This is a genomic window from Streptomyces glaucescens, assembly GCF_002154375.1.
GTDB lineage: Bacteria > Actinomycetota > Actinomycetes > Streptomycetales > Streptomycetaceae > Streptomyces > Streptomyces glaucescens.
Genome location: NZ_MUND01000521.1, coordinates 1 through 20,269, shown reverse-complemented (window position 1 = coordinate 20,269; position 20,269 = coordinate 1). Strand labels below are relative to the sequence as shown.

Genomic DNA, 20,269 nt, shown 5'->3' with positions numbered 1-20,269 from the left:
GCCAGGGCGGGGGGGGGGCGTGGGTGCCGGGACGGCAGCGGGGGCGTGGACCGGCCGGTCACCTGAGGGCGGCGCCGTCCCGTAGGGGGACGGGCGTCCCGGGGTCGGGCACCGCGCCGCCGACGGAGGCCCGCGTACCGGCCTGTGCGGGTTCGGCGGCCGCTTCCGCCGAACCCTCCCGTCCCGGCGCGGCCGAAGCCTGGGCGGCCATGTCCCGCGCCCTCGCCGAACCGGCTGCGGGAGCGGCGGCGACGGCCGCGGCACCGATCAGCCCGGCGTTCAGAGCCAGCGCGGCCGGCACGACCCGGATGCCGCGTACGAAGTCGAGGGCCGCGTAAGCGGCCAGGTGCCGGCGCAGAGGGGCGAACAGCGTGTCACCGGACTGGGCGACACCGCCGCCGATCACGACGAGGTCGAGTTCGACCAGAGCGGCCGTCGCGGCGATCGCGGCGGCGAGGGCCTGCGCGGCGCGGTCGTACACGCCCCGGGCGACGGGATCGCCCGACCGGGCCGAGGCGGCGACGCCCGCCGCGCTGGCGGGGACGCCCGCGGGCGGGGTCCAGCCCGCCGCCAGGGCACGCGCGGCGATCGCCGTCCCGCTCGCCAGCCCCTCCACACAGCCCCGCGCACCGCACGGGCACGCGGCCCCGTCGAGGTCGACGGAGATGTGCCCGATGTGCCCGGCGTTCCCCGTTCGCCCGGAGTGCAGCCGCCCGTCGAGGACCAGTCCGCCGCCGATGCCCGTGGAGACCACCAGGCACAGCGCGTTGTCCGCCCCGCGGGCGGCACCCAGCCAGTGCTCGGCCGCCGCCATGGCGACGGCGTCCCCGACCAGTACGGGGTCCGCGTGAGCGGGCACGCGTGGATGCGAGCGCACCCGGTCGATCAGCGGAAAGCCGCGCCAGCCGGGGATGTTGACCGGGCTCACCGTCCCGGTGGCCCTGTCCACGGGACCGGCGCTCGCGACGCCCAGGCGCGCCAGTTCCCGCCACGCCGAGTGGCCGGAGAGCTCGTCCAGTACGGCCGTCACGGCGCCCATCAGGACCTCGGCCGGTTCACGGGCGGGGGTGGGGCGCTCCGACCGCACGAGCAGGCGCCCCTGCGGATCCACGAGCGCTCCGGCGATCTTCGTGCCGCCGATGTCGAGTGCTCCGTACACGACCATGCCGTCGGTCCTTTCTTGCGAACGGCGAGCCGGAGGGCTCGGCTCTCAGCTCCCGAGGACGGAACTCTGCACAGTGCTGACAACGTTGTCCAGTCAGGCGCCATCGTTTAGGTAGTGGTTTAGTAAATTCCTCGACCAAATCAGCGAAAAAGACGACACAGAGCTGTACAGAACCGGTTTAGTTCCCGAGGATCCTGGCTGTACCGTCAGCGACAGGACACGGACATCTCGTGAGTGACTTTCCTTCCTTCCCGGCCGGCTTCGTCCTCGGTGCGGCCACGGCCGCCTTCCAGATCGAGGGCGCGGCCCACGAGGACGGCCGCGGTCCCTCCATCTGGGACACGTTCGCCCGGCGTCCCGGGGCGGTTCTCGGGGGCGACACCGGTGACGTCGCGTGCGACCACTACCACCGCTACCGCGAGGACATCGCCCTGCTGAAAGCGCTCGGCGTAGGCTCCTACCGGTTCTCCGTCAGCTGGCCGCGGGTGCAGCCCACGGGCTCGGGGCCGGCCAACGCAGCGGGACTCGGCTTCTACGAGCGACTGGTCGACGGCCTGCTGGACGCCGGCATCGAACCCGCCGTCACGCTCTACCACTGGGACCTGCCGCAAGCACTGGAGGAGCGGGGCGGCTGGCGCAACCGCGACACCGCCCACCGGTTCGCCGACTACGCGGGGCTGGTGGCCGACGCGCTGGCCGACCGGGTGCCCCGGTGGATCACGCTCAACGAGCCGTGGTGCAGCGCCTTCCTGGGGTACGCCAACGGCCATCACGCTCCGGGGGCCCGCGAGGGCACGCCGGCCCTCGCCGCGGCACATCACCTGCTCGTCGGCCATGGACTGGCCGTACCGGTGCTGCGGGAGGCGGGAGCCCGCGAGGTCGGGATCACGCTCAATCTCGACCACGTCACCCCCGCCACGAGCACCCCCGAGGACGTGGCCGCGGCGCTGCGTGCCGAGACCCAGCGCAACCTGATCTGGACCGAACCGCTCATCGAGGGGCGCTACGCGGACAGCGAGGACGACACCTGGGAGGACCTGATACGCCGCGAGGCCTTCCGCCGCCCCGGAGACCTGGAGGTCATCGCCGCGCCGCTGGACTTCCTCGGCATCAACTACTACACCCCGTCGGTCGTCCGGAACGCGCCCTACCGGGATCCGGACCCGCTCTCGCGCACGGCGGACGACAACCGATTCGAGGGGGTGGGCGTACCGGAGGCCAGGCACACGGCCATGGGCTGGCCGGTCGTTCCGCACACCCTGCGCGACCTGCTCGTCGGCCTGCGCGAGCGGTACGGGGACGCGCTGCCTCCGATCCACATCACGGAGAACGGTTCCGCCGAGGACGACGTGCCGGCACCCGACGGAGCCGTCCATGACACCGACCGGATCTCCTACCTGGACGGACACCTCAGGTCCGTCGCGGCCGCGATCGCCGACGGTGTCGACGTACGCGGCTACTACGTGTGGTCACTCCTGGACAACTTCGAATGGGCGTACGGATACAGCAAGCGGTTCGGTCTCGTGTACGTGGACTACGCCACCCAGCGTCGTATCCCGAAGGACAGCTATCACTGGTACCGGGCCCTGATCGCCGACCGGGGCCGGGACGGCCTCGGCGAGGCGGCCGGAACGACGGGCTGAGCCTTTCGCGCGCCGGCACCGAGTGCCGCGGCGCGTTCGTGCCCCGCCCCTGCCACTCGTCGTGATCACCCAGCGATTGACGCCCGTCACGGCGGTGCCCAAGCTGTAGGAGAGGCTGGTGGAAGGGGCTGCGTTCGTGAGTGATGAGCCGAGCGGACTTCCCCGGCTGCTGACCGCGGCGGAGAGGGCGGCGCCGGCGGACGCCGTCGCCGTGGTGGCGGAGCACCTGCAGCGGCGTTTCGAAGCCACGATGATCTCCTTCCTCATCGTGGATCTCACGGGGAAGGCCGTGGCACGGCTGTCCACCGCCGTCGGCGTGGACGGCGGTCGGGAAGCGGAGCGGATCCCCCTGTTCGGGAGCGTCTACGAGGAGGTGATCCGCACCCAGCGGCTGTATCAGGAGGCGACCGGCCAGGGGCGGCGCGTGATCGCGCCGGTCACCAACCGGGGAGACGCCATCGGACTGCTGGAACTGCTCCTGCCGGCCGACCCCGGCGAAGAGGTGATCCGCGCCGTCGGGGAGGCGGGCCACATCCTGGCCTACGTCGTGATCGCCAACGGTCGCTTCACCGATCTCTACACCTGGGGCAGACGCTCGAGGCCCCCCACGCTGGCAGCCGAGATCCAGTACCAGCTGCTGCCCCAGTCACTGACGTGCGAGGCCGCGCAGTTCGCCCTGAGCGGCCACTTGGAGCCCTCCGAGGAGCTCAGCGGCGACACCTTCGACTACACGGTGGAGCACGACACCCTGCACGTGTCGGTGACCGACCCCATGGGGCACGACCTCGATGCCGCCCTGGCCGCCACGGTGCTGGTGGGCTCCCTGCGCGGCGCCCGTCGCGCCGGAGCCGACCTGGCCGGCCAGGCCGACCGGGCCGACCGGGCACTGGCCGACCACGGCCAGGGGCACGCCACCGGGCAACTGCTGCGCATCGGCCTCCGCACCGGTCGGGCACAGCTCGTCAACGCCGGCCACCCCTGGCCGCTGCGCATGCGCGGGGGGACGGCGGAGACGATCACCTGCGAGGTGGACCACCCGTTCGGGCTGCCCGTGTCCGTGCCCCACGCCTATCGCGTCCAGGACCTCGACCTGCGCCCCGGTGACCGTCTGCTCCTGCTGACCGACGGCATGCTCGAACGGCATGGCGAGCAGGTCGATCTGCACGCCCTGCTGGAACGCACCCGGGACCTGCACCCCCGGGAGACGGCGCTGACACTGACATCCGCCGTCCGGGACGCTGCCGGGGGCCGGCTCGAGGACGATGCCACCGTGATCTGCCTGGACTGGTACGGCCTGCAGCAGACAGAGCGGCACGTCAGCTCCGGCGCGGACCTCGGGAAGGCCTCGGCCGGCCGGACCGAGCCGTGGCCGTGATGAGGGCGGGGTCGCTCCGCGCAGCGCGTCGGCGATCCGTCCGCTCGACGGGTGGCATGCGGTTCACCCCCGCGTGGCGGTGAGACGACCGGGAGACCATCGGGTGAGAGCACTGCTGTGTTGCTTCGAGTGACTGGCGGGTCTGAAGGGGTAGGCGGAGTCGACGCGGAGACGCCGGGTCGAGCGGCCGGAAACAACGGCCGGCGGCGTCTCGTACCAGCAGGGCTCGGTAGCTCGGCAGGCGGAGCGGAGGGAGGGGCGCAGCGCGGTGACGATCGGTGACGCCGTGTTCATGTGGCTGGGGGTGGGTGCGCTGCTCGCGGCGGTGCTGCCGCGGGTGGTGGCCGGGCGGGCGTTGTCGATGCCCCTGGTCTTCCTGGTGGGCGGCATCGGTGTGTACCTGTTGCCGTTGCCGCTGCCGGAGATCGACCCGGTGGACGACCGGCTGGTGGCGGAGCACCTCACGGAGATCTGCGTGATCATCGCGCTGATGGGCGCCGGGCTGGCGCTCAACCGGCCCGTGGGGCGGCGCCGATGGGCCACCACGTGGCGCCTGCTGGGCGTCACCATGCCGCTGACCGTCGTGTGCACCGCCCTCACGGCCTGGTGGCTGCTGGACTGGCCGCCCGCTGCCGCGCTGCTGCTGGCCGCCGTCCTCGCGCCGACCGACCCGGTGCTCGCCTCGGAGGTGCGGGTGGGGGAGCCGACCGAGGACGAGCACGACGAGGACGAGGTGCGGTTCGCTCTCACCAGCGAGGCGGGCCTGAACGACGGCCTGGCCTTCCCGCTGACCTACGCGGCGGTCGCGCTGGCGGCTGCCGCGGGCAGCGGCTGGTCGGCGGACTGGCTCGGCGCGTGGGTGCTGAAGGACGTCGCGGTCAAGTGCGGGATCGGTCTGCTGAGCGGATGGCTGGTCGGCCGGCTGCTGGGCTGGCTGTTCTTCCGGGCCCGTTCCACGGTGCTGCGGCTGTCGGAGCACCGGGAGGGCTTCGTCGCCCTGGGCGCCACGTTCCTGGCGTACGGGGTGACCGAGACGCTCCAGGGCTACGGCTTCCTCGCCGTGTTCGTCACCGCGTGCTCCATCCGGGCGGCGGAACGTGCTCACGGCTTCCACAACGTCCTGCACGACTTCGTGGAACAGGTGGAGCGTCTGTTCACCGCCGTGCTGCTGTTCCTGCTCGGCGCGTTCGTCGCGCTGGGCGGGCTCGCCTCGCTGACCTGGCAGGGCGCCGTCACCGCGCTGGTGCTGCTGTGCGTGATCCGGCCGCTGTCCGGGTGGGCCGGTCTGCTCGGCAGGCGCATGCGGCGCAGGGAACGCTGGGTGGTCGCGGCCTACGGCATCCGTGGCATCGGCTCGCTCTACTACCTCGCCTACGCCCTGGGGCAGCACGCCTTCCCCGTGCCGGCGCGAGAGCTGTGGGCGGTCGTGACGTTCACCGTGCTCGCCTCCGTCGTCCTGCACGGTGTCACGGCCGGACCGGTCGTGACCCGCCTCGACCGGCTGCGCGGAACCACGCCGCCACGCCCGGAGGGCTGACAGCGGTTCCGTGCCGGGTCTCGCCCGGCGGGCGGCGCGGCGCTCCGGACCAGCCGCGCCCGGGGCTGGGGGTGCCTGGATGTACGAGTGTTCCGGTCGGCCGACATGCACGGTTTGTCCCCTGTGGTCACGATGTACGTGCCGGCCTGTCCGGCGCGACGGATTCCACCAGGGAAGCCATCGGCACAGCAAGGAGACCACCATGGCGAGCATCAGTCCGATCGACCTGCAGAAGGCCCTCAAGGGCGCCGAATATCCCGCCCGCCGGGACGACCTGGTCTCACTGGCCAAGGACAACGGCGCCGACGACGTCCTGGTCGAGAAGCTCTCCAACGCGTCCACGGACGAGTTCGACGGTCCCAACGACGTCCAGAAGGTCGTGTTCCAGGACGAGTAGCGCCGACCGGCGCGTGGGCCCGAAGGGCCGGCGGCCCGCCGCGCTCGAACGGCCCGGACGTGCTGCGGCCGGTGCCGGCCGGCCGGGCAGGTCAGCCGGGGTCGTCGAACATGGCCAGCAGTGCCTGCTCGTCCGTCTCCGGCGCGGGCTGCTCCGGCTGCGGGATCTGCTCGGCCCACACCGTCTTGCCCTGCGGCATGTAGCGGGCGCCCCAGCTCTTGGTGTACTGCGCCACCAGGAACAGGCCGCGCCCGCCCTCCTCGGTCGTGGCCGCCCGCCGGATGCGCGGGGAGGTGTTGCTGCGGTCGGAGACCTCGCAGATCAGTGAGTCGTCGCGCAGCAACCGCAGGCTCACCGGCCCCTGGCCGCCGTAGCGCACGGCGTTGGTGACCAGCTCGCTGACCACCAGCCCGGTGTTGAAGTCCAGTTCCGACATGCCCCACTCGGCGAGCTGGGCTCGGGTGAGTGCCCTGGCCCGTGCCACGGCCGTGGGCTCGGACGGAAACTCCCAGCACGCCACCCGTTCCTCGGGCAGCGCGTGCACCCGGGCCAGCAGGAGGGCCACGTCGTCGTGCGGGCCGCCGGGCGGGAGGGTGTCCGCGACCCGGTCGCAGATGTCCTCGAGCGCCGGACCGGCGTGCTCCAGCGAGGCCAGCAGCTGACCGGTGCGCGCGTCGGTGTCCCCGTAGCCGCGGCTCTCCTTGAGCAGGCCGTCGGTGTACATCGTCAGCAGACTGCCCGGGGGCAGGTCGACGGTGGCGGACTCGTACGGCTGGAGGCCGCCGAGCCCGAGCGGCGGACCGGCCGGAAGGCCGATCAGCTCCGCCTTCCCGCCCGGTGTCAGCACGGCGGGCGGCGGATGACCTGCCCGTGCGGCCGTGCATCGGCAGGACACCGGGTCGTAGATGGCGTACAGGCAGGTCGCTCCGGTCGCCGGGTCCTGTTCGCCCGCCGAGTCGTCGGGGGTGCGGCTGACCAGGTCGTCAAGATGGGCCAGCACCTCCTCGGGCAGCAGGTCCAGCCCGGCCAGCGTCCGTACCGCGGTACGCAGTCGGCCCATGGTCGCCGCCGCCTGCAGACCGTTTCCGGGCACGTCCCCGACGACCAGCGCCACACGCATCCCGGACAGCGGGATCGCGTCGAACCAGTCACCGCCCACGCCTGCCCTGGCGTCCGCGGGCAGATAGCGCGAGGCGAGGTCGACGGTGCTCAGCCGGGGCAGGGCGTGCGGCAGCAGGCTGCGCTGGAGCGTGAGGGAGGCGTGGTGCTCCCGGCGGTAGCGGCGGGCGTTGTCGATGCTGATCGCGGTACGGGCGGCCAGCTCGCCCGCCAGCGTCAGGTCGTCCTGCTCGTACGGCTTGGTCCTGCCGCGGCGGTAGAACCCCGCCAGCCCCAGGAGGGAGCCCCGCGCGGACAGCGGAGCGGCCAGGTAGGAGTGCTCGCCCTCGCCGAGCAGGTCGACGGGGTGCACCCGGTCGGCCGGGTCATCGGCCAGGGCGGCGGTCACCACCGAGTCCGTCACCGGTCGCCCGGTGTCCAGGCACCGCGCCTGGGGCGTACCGGCGGGGAAGCCGCTCGGCTCGTTCACACCGCCGGTCATGGTGTCGCGTGACCCCTCGCCCGCCCAGACGGCCACCCGGCGCAGCGCCACGCCGGGGCGCAGCCGCCCGGGGGGTGGCTCCTCGCCCGCCAGGACGCCTTCGACCAGGTCGACGACGACCAGATCGGCGAAGCGCGGCACGGCGATCTCCGCCAGCTCCTCGGCGGTACGCCGCATGTCCAGAGTGGTGCCGAGCCGGGCGCCTGCCTCGTTCAGCAGGGACAGCCGCCCGCGGGCCTCGGCGGCGAGCCGGCCGACGCCCGGCTCGCCGACCAGTAGCAGCCATGCGTCGGCCGGTCCGGCGGCGGGCGGTTCCTCCGATGCCCCGGAGGGATTCGCCCCCGCTGCCTCGGTGGGACGGTCCAGGAGCGGCACCTGGCGGCCGTCGGGGGCCGTCGCGGTGCCCGTGCCGAGCGCGTCCCGGAAGCTGACCTCGACCGCCGCGCCCTCCGCGTCGCCGTGGTGCAGCTCCCGGCGGCGCAGCACGGCCACGCGACTGCCCGCAAGCGGCACCTCCGCGAATGTCTCACCCGACGAGGAGATCAGATCGACGGCGCGCTCCAGGAGTGTCAGCCGCTCCTGCGCGGCCAGCGGCGGGGCCGTCCCGGCGAGCCGGGACAGCTCTCCCGAGCCGAGGTCCAGCTCGGCGTGACCACCGCGCTCCCTGGCCTGCTGGAAGGAGTGCATCAGCTCCAGCTCGCGGGCCGTGCTCAGTTCCAGCAGGCGTTCCCCGATGCGTTCGGTGGCGTCCTGCAGCACCAGGGCCATGCGCGGGTCGGCCAGCGCCCGGGGCACGGAGAGGTTGACCGCGCCCCGCACGGTGCCGCCCACCGGGTCGCGCACCGGCGCGGCCATGCAGGTCAGCTCCTTGAGCTCGTGCAGGAAGTGTTCGTGGCCGACGACCACGAACGGCGCCCTGGTGCTCAGCACCATGCTGACGCTGCTGGTTCCCATGAACCGCTCGTCCACATTGGCGCCCGGCACCAGGGAGGCGGCGTCCATGAGTTCCAGCCCCGCCGGGTCGCCCCAGCGTTCCACGATGTTGGCCCGTGAGTCGGCCAGCGCCACCGTCACCGGCACGCCCGAGAACCGCTCGCACAGCCGGGCCAGCACCGGCGCGGCGGCCCTGATCAGCCGGGAGTCGGGATCCAGGTCCCTCTCGACGGGCAGGTCCGCTCTCTCGCGGTCGATGCCGAGCGACTGCGAGCGCTGCCAGGAGGCCAGGATCTCCGGGCGTACTCCTCCGGCCGGAGGCCTCCGGCCGTCGTGATCGCTGCCCGGGGCAGTTGGGAACGACTCCACGGCATAAGGGTAATCGGGCAAATGGGGCATCTGCTCGGTGTGGGCGCTCCCAGGCCCTCAGCAGGCGGCGGTGGTGCTGTCCACCCGGACGGGGGCGTCGGTACGGGCGGCGATGTCCTCCACCGTGACGCCGGGCGCGGTCTCGACCAGGGCGAGGCCGTCGTCGGTGACGTCGAGGACACCGAGGTCGGTGATGATCCGCTGCACACACCGTTCGCCGGTGAGAGGGAGCGCGCACTCCGTACGGATCTTGGGGCTGCCGTCCTTGGCGGTGTGCTCCATGAGCACGATGACGCGGCGCGCGCCGTGCACGAGATCCATCGCGCCGCCCATGCCCTTGACCATCTTGCCGGGGATCATCCAGTTGGCCAGGTCACCGCGCTCGGAGACCTGCATGGCGCCGAGGACGGCGGTGTCGACGTGACCGCCGCGGATCATGCCGAACGAGAGGGCGGAGTCGAAGAAGGAGCCGCCCGGCAGGACGGTGACGGTCTCCTTCCCGGCGTTGATCAGGTCCGGGTCGACCTCGTCCTCGGTGGGGTAGGGGCCGGTGCCCAGGATGCCGTTCTCGGAGTGCAGCACGACGTGCACGCCGGGCGGCAGATGGCCGGGGATCAAGGTGGGCAGGCCGATGCCCAGGTTGACGTAGGAGCCGTCGGAGAGTTCGGCGGCGGCTCGGGCGGCCATCTGTTCACGGGTCCAGCTCATGCGCGTACGGTCCTCTTCTCGATCTGCTTGTCGGCGGCCTCCTGGGGGCTCAGCCGTACGACCCGCTGCACGTAGATGCCGGGCAGGTGCACCTCGTCCGGGTGCAGCTCGCCCGGCTCGACCAGTTCCTCCACCTCGGCGACCGTGACGCGGCCGGCCATGGCGGCGAGGGGATTGAAGTTCGCGGCGGCCCGGCGGAAGACCAGGTTCCCGTGCCGGTCACCGCGCCAGGCCCGCACGAGTGCGTAGTCGGTGGTGACGGCGTGCTCCAGGATGTGCGTCCGGCCCGCGAAGTCGCGGGCCTCCTTGGGCGGGGAGGCGACGGCGACCGTCCCGTCGGGCGCGTACCGCCAGGGCAGGCCGCCGTCCGCGACCTGGGTGCCGACGCCGGCCGGGGTGTAGAAGGCGGGGATCCCGGCGCCGCCCGCCCGCAGCCGCTCGGCGAGCGTGCCCTGCGGGACGAGTTCCACCTCCAGCTCGCCGGCGAGGTACTGGCGGGCGAACTCCTTGTTCTCGCCGACGTAGGAGCCGGTGACGCGGGCGATGCGGCCGGCGGCGAGCAGGATGCCGAGGCCGCGGCCGTCGACGCCGCAGTTGTTGGAGACGACCTCCAGACCGGTCGCGCCCTGTTCGTGCAGGGCGCGGATCAGGACCTCGGGTACGCCGCTGAGGCCGAATCCGCCGACGGCGAGCGAGGCTCCGTCGGGTATGTCGGCGACCGCCTCGGCGGCGTCGTCGCGGACCTTGTTCACGTGCGGGTTCCTTTCAGGAGCGAGCGCCGGGCGGCACGGCGGACCGGCCGCCGCCCATGACGGGGCCGGCGCCGGTGATGGGGGCGGCCTCGCCGGAGGCGAGGAGGACGGCGGCGTGCAGCACGTCGTCGGGCCGATCCGACGGCCGGGGGCCGACGCAGTGGGCGCGGATGCCGTACGGAGCGCCCTCGGCGGCGATCCGACGGGTCAGGGCGGTCAACTCGGCTCCGGCGGTGCGGCTGCCGGCGAGCGACCCGGCCGGTCCGGCGGCAAATCCGACGGTGAGGACGCACCCGCGCGTGCGCTTCAGGTGCGGCCAGGCCGCCCGGACGGTCAGCCGCACCGACTCGAGGCCGGCCCGCAGTGCGCAGGCGAAGTCCTCGCAGGGCCGGCTGCCGGTCACGCCGGACCGGACGGCGCCCGCGTCGGCGTGGACGATGTCGATGCCGCCGAACGCGTCCGCGGCCTCCCCGACCCAGGCCCGGACGGAATCCTCGTCGGTGACGTCCAGGGGCCCGGGGGTGAGGGCGATGCCGCCCTCACGGGCGATGAGCCGCTGCGTCTCGACGGCCTCCTCGTGCCGCAGGTCGCCGCCGACCACGAGCGCGCCCTCGGCGGCGAACCGTACGGCCGCCGCCCGGCCCCGACCGCGAGCGGTACCGGAGATCAGCGCCACCTTGCCGTCGAGCCGCTTCACGGCGCCGCCTCGCGCAGCGCGTCGGAGACGGACTTGACGCCGCCGTGCGCGGTCAGCCCGCCGTCGACCGGGATCTCCGCGCCGGTGACGAACGACGACTCGTCCGACAGCAGGAAGACCACCAGCGGGGTCACCTCGTCGACCGTCCCCGTGCGGCCCAGCGGGGTCTCACGGATGTTGGCCTCGCGGAACGCCGGAGCCGCGGAGGCGGTCATGTCGGTCTCGATGTAGCCCGGGTGCACCGTGTTCACGCGGATGCCGCGCGGCCCCAGCTCCAGGGCCGCCGTCCTCGACAGACCCCGCAGCGCCCACTTGCTGGTGGTGTACGCGACCGGGTAGTGGGCGGTGAGGGCCGCCGAGGAGCCGACGTTGACGATCGACGAGCCGGCGGGCATGAGCGGCGCCAGGTGCTGGATGCCGAGCAGCGGGCCGGTGACGTTGACGGCGTGGACGCGTGCCATGTCCTCGGGGCGTACGTCGCCGACCCGGGCCCGCCAGGTGACGCCGGCGTTGTTGACCAGGCCGTGCACCTGGCCGTACGCCTCCCGCAGCGCGCCGGCCAGTTCGGCCCAGTCCTCCTCGCTGGAGACGTCGAGCCGGCGGCAGCCGGGCGCGGGGGTGAGATCGGTGGCGATGACGCGGGCGCCCTCACGGGTGAGGGCCTCGGCCTCGGCGGCGCCCTGGCCGCGCGCCGCGCCGGTGACGACGACGACCTTGCCGAGCAGCCGCTTGGGGCGCAGATCGCTCACGGCCGCTCCCGGGAACGGCGACGACCCGTCGGCAGGGGGACGGGCTCGACACCCGCGACGACCGTGTTGGTGAGGGTGCCGATGCCTTCGACGGTGAGGCGGACGGTGTCGCCGGGCCGCAGCGGGAGCGGGGTCCGCTCGCCGCGCCGCCCCCACAGTTCGGCCAGGCAGCCGCCGTTGCCGCAGGTGCCGGAACCCAGGACGTCGCCGGGGACGACGCGGGTGCCGCGGGAGGCGTAGGCGGTCATCTCCTCGAAGGTCCAGCTCATGTTGGACAGCAGGTCCGTGCCGACGACCTGGCCGTTGATCTCGGCGGTCAGGGCGAGGCGCAGGAAGCCGTCGCCGTCCCGGTGGGGCTCCAGTTCGTCGGCGGTGACGAGGTACGGGCCGAGGGTGGTGGCGGTGTCCTTGCCCTTGCAGGGGCCGAGGCCGACCTTCATCTCGGCGGACTGGAGGTCGCGGGCGGACCAGTCGTTGAAGACGGTGTAGCCGACGATGTGGTCCCGGGCCTGTTCGGGGGTGAGGTCGCGGCCCTCCCGCCCGATCACGGCGCCCACCTCGAGTTCGAAGTCCAGGACGGACGACCCGGGCGGCACGGGCACGTCCTGACCGGGGCCGTAGACCGCGTGCGGGTTGGTGAAGTAGAACGTCGGTGCCGCGTACCACTGCTCGGGGACGCCGCCGGTCCCCTCCACGGAGCGGCGCACCCCCTCGACGTGTTCCTCGAAGGTGACGAAGTCCCGTACCGAGGCGGGCTGGAGCGGGGGCAGGAGCCGCACCTCGGAGACGTGCGGGCCGGGCGGCACGTCGAGGGCCGCGGCGCCGGCCGCGAGCAGGCCCGGGAGCCCGCCGGTCTCCTGGAGGAGAGCGGTGAGCGACGTGACCCCGGGCAGCGGCATCAGAGTGCCGTCCTCCTCCACGACGGCCACCCGGTGGCGGTGTCGGTGTTCGTAAGCGGCGAAACGCATGGTGCGGCTCCAGCGGAGTGGGATCGGGCGCGGGACGGGGGCGGGACGCGTGCCGAGCCGGGACCGGGGACGCGGCAGCGCGCGTCAGGGCAGGGGCCGCACTGCCGCGTCCCCGGAGTCGGCGGGAGATCAGACCGGCGGGGCGACGAAGACGCCGCGGTCGGGGTCGTTGAAGGACTCCTTGGCGACGAGTTCGTTCATGGGGTTGGCGGTGCCCCACTGGTCGGTGACCTCGGGCTGGGAGAAGTCGTAGACGTGGGGGTGCCAGGTGTCCTCGTCGAGGAGTTCCAGCTCGGTGGTGTACTCGACGGTGTTGCCGTGCGGGTCGAGGAAGTACGTGAACGTGTTGTCGCCCGCCATGTGCCGTCCCGGGCCCCAGATCTTGCGGAAGCCGGCCCGGATGACGCGGCCGGAGCCGCGCATGTACTCGTCGAGGCCGCGCATCTCGAAGGAGATGTGGTGCAGCGAGGTGTGCGGGCCCTTGGCCAGCGCCATGGAGTGGTGCTGGTTGCTGATCCGCATGAAGTGCATGACCTCGCCCATGTGCGGCGAGCTGAGCGTGTCGGAGAGGCGGAAGCCGAGGTGGCGCTCGTACCACTCCCGGGTCCGGTTCAGGTCGGGGGAGTTGAGGACGACGTGCGACAGCTTGACCGGGATGGCCTCCTTCTCCTCGATCCTGCGGTGCCGGCGGACCTCCACGTCCGCGGAGACCTCGATGGTGCGGCCGTCCACGTCGAAGAAGCGGAAACCGTACCCGCCGCCCGGCGTGTCGACCTTGCCCGGCTGTGAGATCAACCGCACGCCGCCGGCGAGGAGTTCCTCCGCGAGGGTGTCGACGTCCTCGCGGGACGCGGCCCCGTAGGAGACCAGGTCGAGCCGCTTCTCGTCGGCCTTGCGCAGCCGCACGACGTACTGCTCCGGGGAGCCCTCGGCGGCCAGGAAGGAGATGCCGGAGTCCTCGGCGACCTTGGTGAGGCCCCAGACGCCGGCGTAGAAGCCGAGCTGCTTGGCGTAGTCGGGCACGGCGAGGTCGACGTGCCGCAGATGGGTGAGCAGGCGCATGTGTCAGTCCTTCCGGAGGAGGGCGGCGGCGTTGCCGCCCCGTACGGCGTCGAAGTCGGCGGGGGAGAGCCGCGCGGCGCGCAGGGCGGCGACGGGGTCGTCGGTGCCCATGTCGAAGGGGAAGTCGGAGCCGAGCAGCACGCGGTCGGCCCCGGCGACCCGGATCAGCTCGCGCAGTACGTGCGGGTCGTGCACGAGGGAGTCGAACCAGATCCGCCTCAGATAGCTGCTGGGCTGGTGCGCGCACCCGGCACCCGCGTCGGAGCGGACCGTCCAGGCGTGGTCGGAGCGGCCGATGTGGGTGGGCAGGTAGCCGCCGCCGTGCGCTGCGATCAGCTTCAGGCCGGGGTGCCGGTCCAGGACGCCGGAGAAGATGAGGTGCGACAGGGCGACCGCGTTCTCCGTGGGCTGGCCGACGGTGTTGGACAGGTACCACCGGTCCAGCCGCTCGTCGAGCGTGCACCCGAAGGGGTGCAGGAAGACGAGGGCCCCGGTGTCCTCGGCGCGTGACCAGAGTGATTCGTAGGCCGGATCGGACAGTTCCCGCCCCGGGGCGTGGGAGGAGATCTCCACGCCGGTCAGGCCCTGTTCCAGCGCGTGATCCAGCGCGAGCACCGCCTGGTCCGGGTGCTGGAGCGGGACGAGCCCGAGTCCGCGCAGCCGGTCGGGAGCGGCCGAACAGTGCGCTGCCGTCGCCTCGTTGGCCAGCCGGTACACCTTCTCCGCCGTGCCCTCGTCCGCCCAGTAGTGGTAGTGCGAGGGGGACGGGCTGACCAGCTGCACGTCCACGCCCTGGGCGTCCATCGCCGCCAGGCGCACGGCGGCGTCGGTCAGCCGCGGGATGCGCTCGCGGACCATCGGTCCGCTGACCGCGAGGGCGGCGGGCCCGTTGCGCCGGGCGTCCAGCTCCCTCGCCGTCGCGTGGCCGGGCAGACCGGCCACGAGCGCGTCGACCTCGGGCAGCAGGACATGGGCGTGCACGTCGACGGTGGGCGCGGTCACGGCAGCTCCCGGAGCATCGTCATGGTGCGCCCCATCAGGCCGGGGACGTCCGCGTCCCGCACGCCGTCCAGCTGCCACTGCCCGAGCTGCACCGAGGCGTCCACGACCGGGCGGACACGGGCGATCCGCCGGTCGTGGTACGCCTGGAGCAGCGCGTCGTCCCAGGTGCGGGACTCGGTCAGCATCCCGGCGAGGACCCAGGCGTCCTCCAGGGACAGCGCGGCGCCCTGGGCGAGGGTGGGCGGACAGCAGTGCGCGGCGTCGCCGGCCAGCACCACGCGGCCGCGGTGCCAGGACCCCTCGACCAGCATGCGGTCGAACCAGGTGTAGTTGACCTTCGCGGGGTCGGTGATGTGCGCGGTGATCTCCGGCCAGTGGCCGCCGTACGCGGAGGCCAGGCGGCGCATCTCGTCGGCGTACGACTCCGGGGGTATGCAGGCGCGGTCGCGGTTGGCCTCGACGACGTACGCGTAGAGGGTGGTGTCGCTGGTGGGGCAGTAGCCGGCGATGTAGGCGGGGCCGCCGTAGGCGAGGTCGGTGCGGGTCACACCCGCCGGGCGAGGCGCGGCGACCCGCCAGATGGCCATGCCGGTCGGTTCGGGCTTGGCGGTGATGCCGACGGCGGCGCGGGTCGAGGAGCCCAGACCGTCGGCGGCGATCACCAGGTCGTAGCGGCCCTGTGTGCCGTCGGAGAACCGTACGCAGACGCCCTCGCCGTCCTGGTCGAGGGTCTCGGCCCGGGTGCCGAGGCGAACGGCCGCTCCGGACGCGCGCACGGCGTCGATGAGGATCTGCTGGAGCCGGGGGCGCTGCATGCCGACCGTTGCGGGCAGGTCGTCGCCACCGGTGCGCAGGTCGTCCTGGACGTGCAGGACGGTGCCGTCGGGGGCGGTGATGCCGACCGAGCCGAAGGCGTAGCCGGACTCCTTCACCCGCTCCCACACGCCGAGTTCGCGCAGGACCCGCAGGGCGTTGCCCTGGAGGGTGATGCCGGAGCCGGCGGTGGCGTTCCAGTCGTCCTTGGCCTCGATCAGGTCCACCGCGATCCCGGCCCGGCGCAGCAGGATCGTCACGGCGTTGCCGGCCGCGCCGCCGCCGACGACGAGGACCGTGCGGGGTGTGCTCATGGGGAACTCCTTCGTTCCGCGCTTGCTGGGACTGGGGGTCACTTGACGGCGATCGGGTTGACGGGGGAGCCGACCGCGCCGGTGATGGGCAGGGGAGCGGCGGTGAGCGAGAACTCGTACACGCCGTCCGCCGCGCAGTCCTCGGCGAGCGCTTCCAGGTCCCACATCTCGCCGATCAGCAGCCCGATGTGCGGGATGGCCACCTGGTGCAGCGGCTGGAAGGCGTGCTCGAACTCGTTGGGCCGCACCTCGAAGCCCCAGGTGTCGGTGGCGATCGCGGCGATCTCGCTGCCGTGCAGCCAGCCGGCCGTGGTGAACGACAGGCCCGGGGCGGGACCGCCCGCGTAGTCGCCCCAGCCGTCCCGGCGGACCCGGGCCAGCTGCCCGGTGCGCACCAGCACGATGTCACCGCGGCCCACCCGTACGCCGTGCGCCTCGGCGGTCGCCGTCAGATGCTCCTCGGTGATCGCGAACCCGTCCGGCAGCTCACCGTCTTCACCGATCACCCGGCCGACGTCCAGCAGCACACCGCGCCCGGCGACGTACGGGGCCATGTGCTCGATGCCGGTGACCAGGTCGCCGTCGGAGGTGACGACCTGCTCGGCCGGGCGCCCGTTCCACGCCTTGCCGTGGTCGAAGATGTGCCCGAGCCCGTCCCACTGGGTGGAGCACTGCAACGGCATCGCGATCACGTCGTCGGCGCCGCCGATCCCGTGCGGCAGGCCCTGGTTGCCCAGGGCCGCGTCGGTGCCGGTGTCGAGCATGGTGTGCACCGGGTTGGTGCGCCGCCGCCAGCCCTTCTGCGGGCCGTTGATGTCGAAGCGCTGCGACAGGGAGAAGCTGACGCCCCGCCGGACCAGTCCGGCCGCCTCCCGGCGCTTGGCCTCATCCAGGAAGTTGAGCGTTCCGAGCACGTCGTCGTCGCCCCAGCGGCCCCAGTTGGAGCACGTCTTGGCCGTGCGCGCGATCGCTCCCTCGGGATCGGTGCGGTCCAGGGTCACTGCCCCGCCTCCGCCACGCAGCGGGTGCGCTGGGCGCCGAGCCCGGTGATCGAGCCGTCCATCACGTCGCCGTCGCGCAGCAGCCGGCCCCAGTGCATGCCGTTGCCAGCGGGGCTGCCGGTGAGCACCAGGTCGCCGGGGAGCAGGCGGGCGGTCCGCGAGGCGTAGGAGACCATCCGCGCCACGCTGAAGATCATGTCCTTGGTGGACTCGTCCTGCATGGTCTCGCCGTTCAGCTTGAGCGTGAGCCGCAGATCGCCGGGGTCGGCGATCGACCCGGCGGGCACGATCCACGGGCCGAGCGGAGTGAAGCCGGGCGCGTTCTTGCTGCGCAGCCAGTCGGTGCCGATCTGCGGCATGTCCCGGCGGAACACGGTGGCCCGGTCGGTCAGATCGTTGGCGATCGTGTAACCGGCGACGTGCTCCAGCGCCTCCTCGACGGACACCCGGTGGGCGGGCCGGCCGATCACGGCCGCCAGCTCCAGCTCCCAGTCCGGCTGCTCGGCCCAGGCGGGCAGCACCACGTCGTCGTAGGGGCCGGTGATCGCGCTCGGCAGGCCGATGAAGACGTACGGCAGGTCCTCGGCCGCCCGGCGGTCCATGATCTCCGCGGCCTCGGCGCGCCGCTCCTCCTCCGGGCGGTCGTCCCCGGGGGCGCGGTGCGCGACATGCAGGTCGATCACGTGCTGCCGGTAGTTGGCGCCGGACTGGAACACCTGGCGCGGCTCGACCGGGGCGTGCACCCGGAGACCGGCCAGCGGCACGCGCTCCGCTCCGCTGTCGTCGGCCAGCTCCGCGAGACGTGGGGCGGCCGTGTCCCAGTCGTCCAGCAGACTCCGGACGGTCAACGCCCCGTCCCCGAGGGCGAGTCCGAGATCGAGGGCCCGGCCGTCGGGGGTGACCAGGGCGGGAAAGGCCGGTCCGTCCGGAGCGGAGAGGGTGGCGAGGGCGAAGGGTCCGGCGAACAGTGCGGACGCGGCTTCAGGTTTCACGGACATGTCCTCCTGATTGCGGTGTGACTAATCTGGACCCGCCACCCGCGATCAGGGAAATAGATTCCGTGGATGATCATCATCCACGGGGTAGATTCTTGCTGGTCGACGCCGTACAGCTAGGGAAGAGCCCGTGAATCTGAGCCGCCTCGACCTCAACCTCGTCGTCGCCCTGCGCGCGCTGCTGGAGGAACGCAACGTCACGCGAGCCGGACAGCGCATCGGGCTCAGCCAGCCGGCCATGAGCGCCGCCCTGGCCAGGCTCCGCCGCCACTTCGACGACGACCTGCTCGCCCGGGTCGGGGGCCACTACGAACTCACCGCCCTGGGCCAGGTCCTGCTCGACCGCACCGCGACCGCCTACGACGTCCTGGAACGCCTCTTCGCCAGCCAGGCCGAATTCGACCCGACGCGCGAGAGCCGCGAGTTCAAGCTGGTCGCCTCCGACTACGCCGTCGCCGTCTTCGGCGCGGAACTGGCCCGCGTCGTGCACGAGGAGGCTCCCGGCATCCGGCTGCGTTTCGCTCAGACCCCGACCACGGTGGTGGACGCCACCGAGACGCTGCTGAGCACGACCGACGGACTGCTCATGCCGCACGGCGTCATCAGCGACTTCCCCGCGACCGACCTGTACGGCGACCGCTGGGTCTTCCTCGTCGCCGACGACCACCCGAGCGTCGAGGACCGCCTCACGCGCCAGGACCTGGCCCGGCTGCCCTGGGTCACCTACCAGCGCACCTACGACGCCCCCGCCGTGCGGCAGCTCGGCATGCTCGGCATCGAACCCCGGGTCGAGGTCTCCGTCGACAGCTTCCAGATCATTCCGCTGCTGGTGGCGGGCACCCGGCGGATCGCGCTGATCCAGGAACGCCTCGCCCGGCTCCTCGCACCGCTCGCCGCCGTCCGCGTGGTGGACCCGCCGTACGAGGCGGTGCCGCTACGGGAAGCCCTCTGGTGGCACCCCGTGCACACCCACGACGCGGCCCACATCTGGCTGCGGGAGACGGCCGCCCTCGTCGGGCGCAGGATGGCCGACGCGCCCGGGGAGTGATCCACTGGCCGACGTGTGCGGCCCGCGACCGGTCGGCCGGTGCGCCCGGGCCGTGCCCCGTTCGACGGACCGCGACCGCCGCCACCGGTCATCCATTCGCTGGATCGACGGCATGCACGGCCTTCACTGACTCACGAGACCCAGCGGGTGGCTCCCGTCGCGGGGGCAGACGGCGATGGTGAGGCGGCCCCGGCCGGGCGAGACGCCTGTCGGGACGCCGGCGCCCGGGACCGCGAGGTCCCGGCGATCCTCCTCGGGAATCCAGCTGGTGGTCCCGGGGTCCCATTCGCGGTGGTCCGCCGTCAGCAGCGGTGTCAGTTCCGCGCCGCACCCGGAGCAGGCCAGTCGGGCCGGCCCGGTCAGGTTCCACGCGATGTGTCCGCCGACCTTCCAGCCGGGTGCCGTGGACAGGTCGTAGATGTACTGGACGCCTTCGTCGTCCTCCGGCCCCTCCCAGGCGTCGATCCGCGCCTGCAAGGAGGGGGACAGAACCTCGAGGTAGGGATACTCGACCACCTCCTCGGGATGCACGACACAGGGGGACGGGACGAGTTCCTCGCGGCCGACCACCTCGGGGAACGGCTGCTCGGCCGACGGCCGGGTGACGTCCTCGGAGCGGCGCCGGCGGAGGTGCACGTGGAGGTCGTGCCGTGTCTCGCCGTGCCGTTCGAACGGGCACCAGAAGACCTGGAACAGGTCACCTTCACCGGTGTCGGGCAGACCGGGGACGTCACGCCGGTACAGCTGGGCGACGGCGAGCATCGGGACGGGGTCCGTGTCGGAGAGGTGCGGGGCGTGCCGGCCGCGCTTGAATCCGCGCATGACCGCGATCTCTTCGTCGGTCGGTCCGGGGTCCGGCCGGCGCCGTCGGGCCTCCTCCAGGATCTGCCGCGTGCGCACCACCTCGGTGTAGCGGTAGCCGCTGGACCGCTTGTGCGGAAGGGAGCACACCGGCCAGGGCTCGTCGGCGGGCCACAGCATGGGCCCGCCGACCGAACTGTCCCGCGCCGTGGGCGCACCGGGGCGAGGGTGCAACCGGGTGGCGGTCCGGCGCAGTGCGGCCAGTTCCGGGAAGAGGGCTTCCACGTCGACGGGTCGGGGCGGGGTGGTGCGCGGCATGAGTCAGGGGTTCCCTGGGGGG

The 20,269-nt window shown here is 72.9% G+C and carries 18 protein-coding genes; 5 read left to right on the top strand and 13 right to left on the bottom strand.

Features of this window, described 5'->3' with window-relative positions; genetic code table 11:
- Positions 1 to 58: 58 nt before the first annotated feature.
- On the bottom strand, positions 59 to 1,165 hold the full coding sequence (locus CCN42_RS30280) for an ROK family protein (RefSeq protein ID WP_086740419.1): 1,107 nt from the start codon (positions 1,163 to 1,165) through the stop codon (positions 59 to 61).
- A 230-nt stretch (positions 1,166 to 1,395) separates the two neighbouring features.
- On the opposite strand from CCN42_RS30280, the gene CCN42_RS30275 reads away from it, so the two are divergent.
- The 4 genes from CCN42_RS30275 (at position 1,396) to CCN42_RS30260 (ending at position 6,117) form a co-directional block, all read left to right on the top strand.
- A complete protein-coding gene (locus CCN42_RS30275; protein WP_086740417.1) occupies positions 1,396 to 2,808 on the top strand; it encodes a GH1 family beta-glucosidase in 1,413 nt (470 codons plus the stop codon).
- A gap of 136 nt (positions 2,809 to 2,944) precedes the next feature.
- Positions 2,945 to 4,183, top strand: coding sequence for a PP2C family protein-serine/threonine phosphatase (locus CCN42_RS30270; RefSeq protein ID WP_086740415.1), 1,239 nt, complete (start codon positions 2,945 to 2,947; stop codon positions 4,181 to 4,183).
- Between the two features lie 268 nt (positions 4,184 to 4,451).
- On the top strand, positions 4,452 to 5,720 hold the full coding sequence (locus CCN42_RS30265; RefSeq protein WP_086740414.1) for a cation:proton antiporter: 1,269 nt from the start codon (positions 4,452 to 4,454) through the stop codon (positions 5,718 to 5,720).
- 202 nt (positions 5,721 to 5,922) lie between these two features.
- Entirely contained in the window at positions 5,923 to 6,117 is a 195-nt protein-coding gene (locus tag CCN42_RS30260; protein ID WP_086740412.1) for a DUF2795 domain-containing protein, read from the top strand.
- A 91-nt stretch (positions 6,118 to 6,208) separates the two neighbouring features.
- Here the strand turns inward: CCN42_RS30260 and CCN42_RS30255 are convergent, their stop codons facing one another.
- The 11 genes from CCN42_RS30255 to CCN42_RS30205 all read right to left on the bottom strand — a co-directional run bounded on the left by CCN42_RS30255 (position 6,209) and on the right by CCN42_RS30205 (position 18,083).
- A complete protein-coding gene (locus CCN42_RS30255) occupies positions 6,209 to 9,019 on the bottom strand; it encodes a SpoIIE family protein phosphatase (RefSeq protein WP_086740410.1) in 2,811 nt (936 codons plus the stop codon).
- Positions 9,020 to 9,076: 57 nt separating this feature from the next.
- Positions 9,077 to 9,727: a CoA transferase subunit B gene (locus tag CCN42_RS30250; protein ID WP_086740408.1), complete on the bottom strand. Its 651-nt coding sequence runs from the start codon at positions 9,725 to 9,727 to the stop codon at positions 9,077 to 9,079.
- Positions 9,724 to 10,479, bottom strand: a complete 756-nt coding sequence (locus CCN42_RS30245) for a CoA transferase subunit A (protein ID WP_086740406.1) — start codon at positions 10,477 to 10,479, stop codon at positions 9,724 to 9,726. Before CCN42_RS30245 ends, CCN42_RS30250 begins: the two co-directional genes overlap by 4 nt.
- A gap of 13 nt (positions 10,480 to 10,492) precedes the next feature.
- Positions 10,493 to 11,176 carry an SDR family NAD(P)-dependent oxidoreductase gene (locus CCN42_RS30240; protein WP_086740404.1) on the bottom strand — a complete coding sequence of 228 codons (684 nt, stop codon included), beginning with the start codon at positions 11,174 to 11,176 and terminating at the stop codon, positions 10,493 to 10,495.
- Positions 11,173 to 11,925, bottom strand: coding sequence for an SDR family NAD(P)-dependent oxidoreductase (locus CCN42_RS30235; protein WP_086740402.1), 753 nt, complete (start codon positions 11,923 to 11,925; stop codon positions 11,173 to 11,175). The genes CCN42_RS30240 and CCN42_RS30235 overlap by 4 nt, the downstream gene beginning before the upstream one ends.
- A complete protein-coding gene (locus CCN42_RS30230) occupies positions 11,922 to 12,893 on the bottom strand; it encodes a fumarylacetoacetate hydrolase family protein (RefSeq protein ID WP_086740400.1) in 972 nt (323 codons plus the stop codon). Before CCN42_RS30230 ends, CCN42_RS30235 begins: the two co-directional genes overlap by 4 nt.
- A gap of 129 nt (positions 12,894 to 13,022) precedes the next feature.
- A complete protein-coding gene (locus CCN42_RS30225; protein WP_086740398.1) occupies positions 13,023 to 13,955 on the bottom strand; it encodes a VOC family protein in 933 nt (310 codons plus the stop codon).
- A 3-nt stretch (positions 13,956 to 13,958) separates the two neighbouring features.
- Positions 13,959 to 14,957: an amidohydrolase family protein gene (locus tag CCN42_RS30220; protein ID WP_086740396.1), complete on the bottom strand. Its 999-nt coding sequence runs from the start codon at positions 14,955 to 14,957 to the stop codon at positions 13,959 to 13,961.
- Positions 14,954 to 16,084, bottom strand: a complete 1,131-nt coding sequence (locus CCN42_RS30215) for an FAD-dependent oxidoreductase (RefSeq protein WP_086740395.1) — start codon at positions 16,082 to 16,084, stop codon at positions 14,954 to 14,956. Before CCN42_RS30215 ends, CCN42_RS30220 begins: the two co-directional genes overlap by 4 nt.
- 38 nt (positions 16,085 to 16,122) lie before the next feature.
- Entirely contained in the window at positions 16,123 to 17,085 is a 963-nt protein-coding gene (locus CCN42_RS30210; RefSeq protein WP_086740393.1) for a cyclase family protein, read from the bottom strand.
- Complete coding sequence (locus tag CCN42_RS30205) at positions 17,082 to 18,083, bottom strand: fumarylacetoacetate hydrolase family protein (RefSeq protein ID WP_086740392.1); 1,002 nt, start codon at positions 18,081 to 18,083, stop codon at positions 17,082 to 17,084. The genes CCN42_RS30210 and CCN42_RS30205 overlap by 4 nt, the downstream gene beginning before the upstream one ends.
- 127 nt (positions 18,084 to 18,210) lie before the next feature.
- Between CCN42_RS30205 and CCN42_RS30200 the strand changes: the two genes are divergently transcribed.
- Positions 18,211 to 19,128, top strand: a complete 918-nt coding sequence (locus CCN42_RS30200; protein ID WP_086740390.1) for a LysR family transcriptional regulator — start codon at positions 18,211 to 18,213, stop codon at positions 19,126 to 19,128.
- A gap of 123 nt (positions 19,129 to 19,251) precedes the next feature.
- Here the strand turns inward: CCN42_RS30200 and CCN42_RS30195 are convergent, their stop codons facing one another.
- The gene (locus tag CCN42_RS30195; protein WP_086740388.1) at positions 19,252 to 20,247 is read right to left on the bottom strand and encodes a hypothetical protein; all 996 of its coding nucleotides are present in this window, start codon (positions 20,245 to 20,247) and stop codon (positions 19,252 to 19,254) included.
- Between the last annotated feature and the right edge of the window lie 22 nt (positions 20,248 to 20,269).

What these genes read in the sequence shown, in the direction of transcription:
- CCN42_RS30215 (WP_086740395.1), bottom strand. Translation starts at nt 16,084, where the DNA reads ATGAGCACACCCCGCACGGTCCTCGTCGTCGGCGGCGGCGCGGCCGGC.
- CCN42_RS30250 (WP_086740408.1), bottom strand. Translation starts at nt 9,727, where the DNA reads ATGAGCTGGACCCGTGAACAGATGGCCGCCCGAGCCGCCGCCGAACTC.
- CCN42_RS30225 (WP_086740398.1), bottom strand. Translation starts at nt 13,955, where the DNA reads ATGCGCCTGCTCACCCATCTGCGGCACGTCGACCTCGCCGTGCCCGAC.
- CCN42_RS30260 (WP_086740412.1), top strand. Translation starts at nt 5,923, where the DNA reads ATGGCGAGCATCAGTCCGATCGACCTGCAGAAGGCCCTCAAGGGCGCC.
- CCN42_RS30205 (WP_086740392.1), bottom strand. Translation starts at nt 18,083, where the DNA reads ATGTCCGTGAAACCTGAAGCCGCGTCCGCACTGTTCGCCGGACCCTTC.
- CCN42_RS30230 (WP_086740400.1), bottom strand. Translation starts at nt 12,893, where the DNA reads ATGCGTTTCGCCGCTTACGAACACCGACACCGCCACCGGGTGGCCGTC.
- CCN42_RS30280 (WP_086740419.1), bottom strand. Translation starts at nt 1,165, where the DNA reads ATGGTCGTGTACGGAGCACTCGACATCGGCGGCACGAAGATCGCCGGA.
- CCN42_RS30195 (WP_086740388.1), bottom strand. Translation starts at nt 20,247, where the DNA reads ATGCCGCGCACCACCCCGCCCCGACCCGTCGACGTGGAAGCCCTCTTC.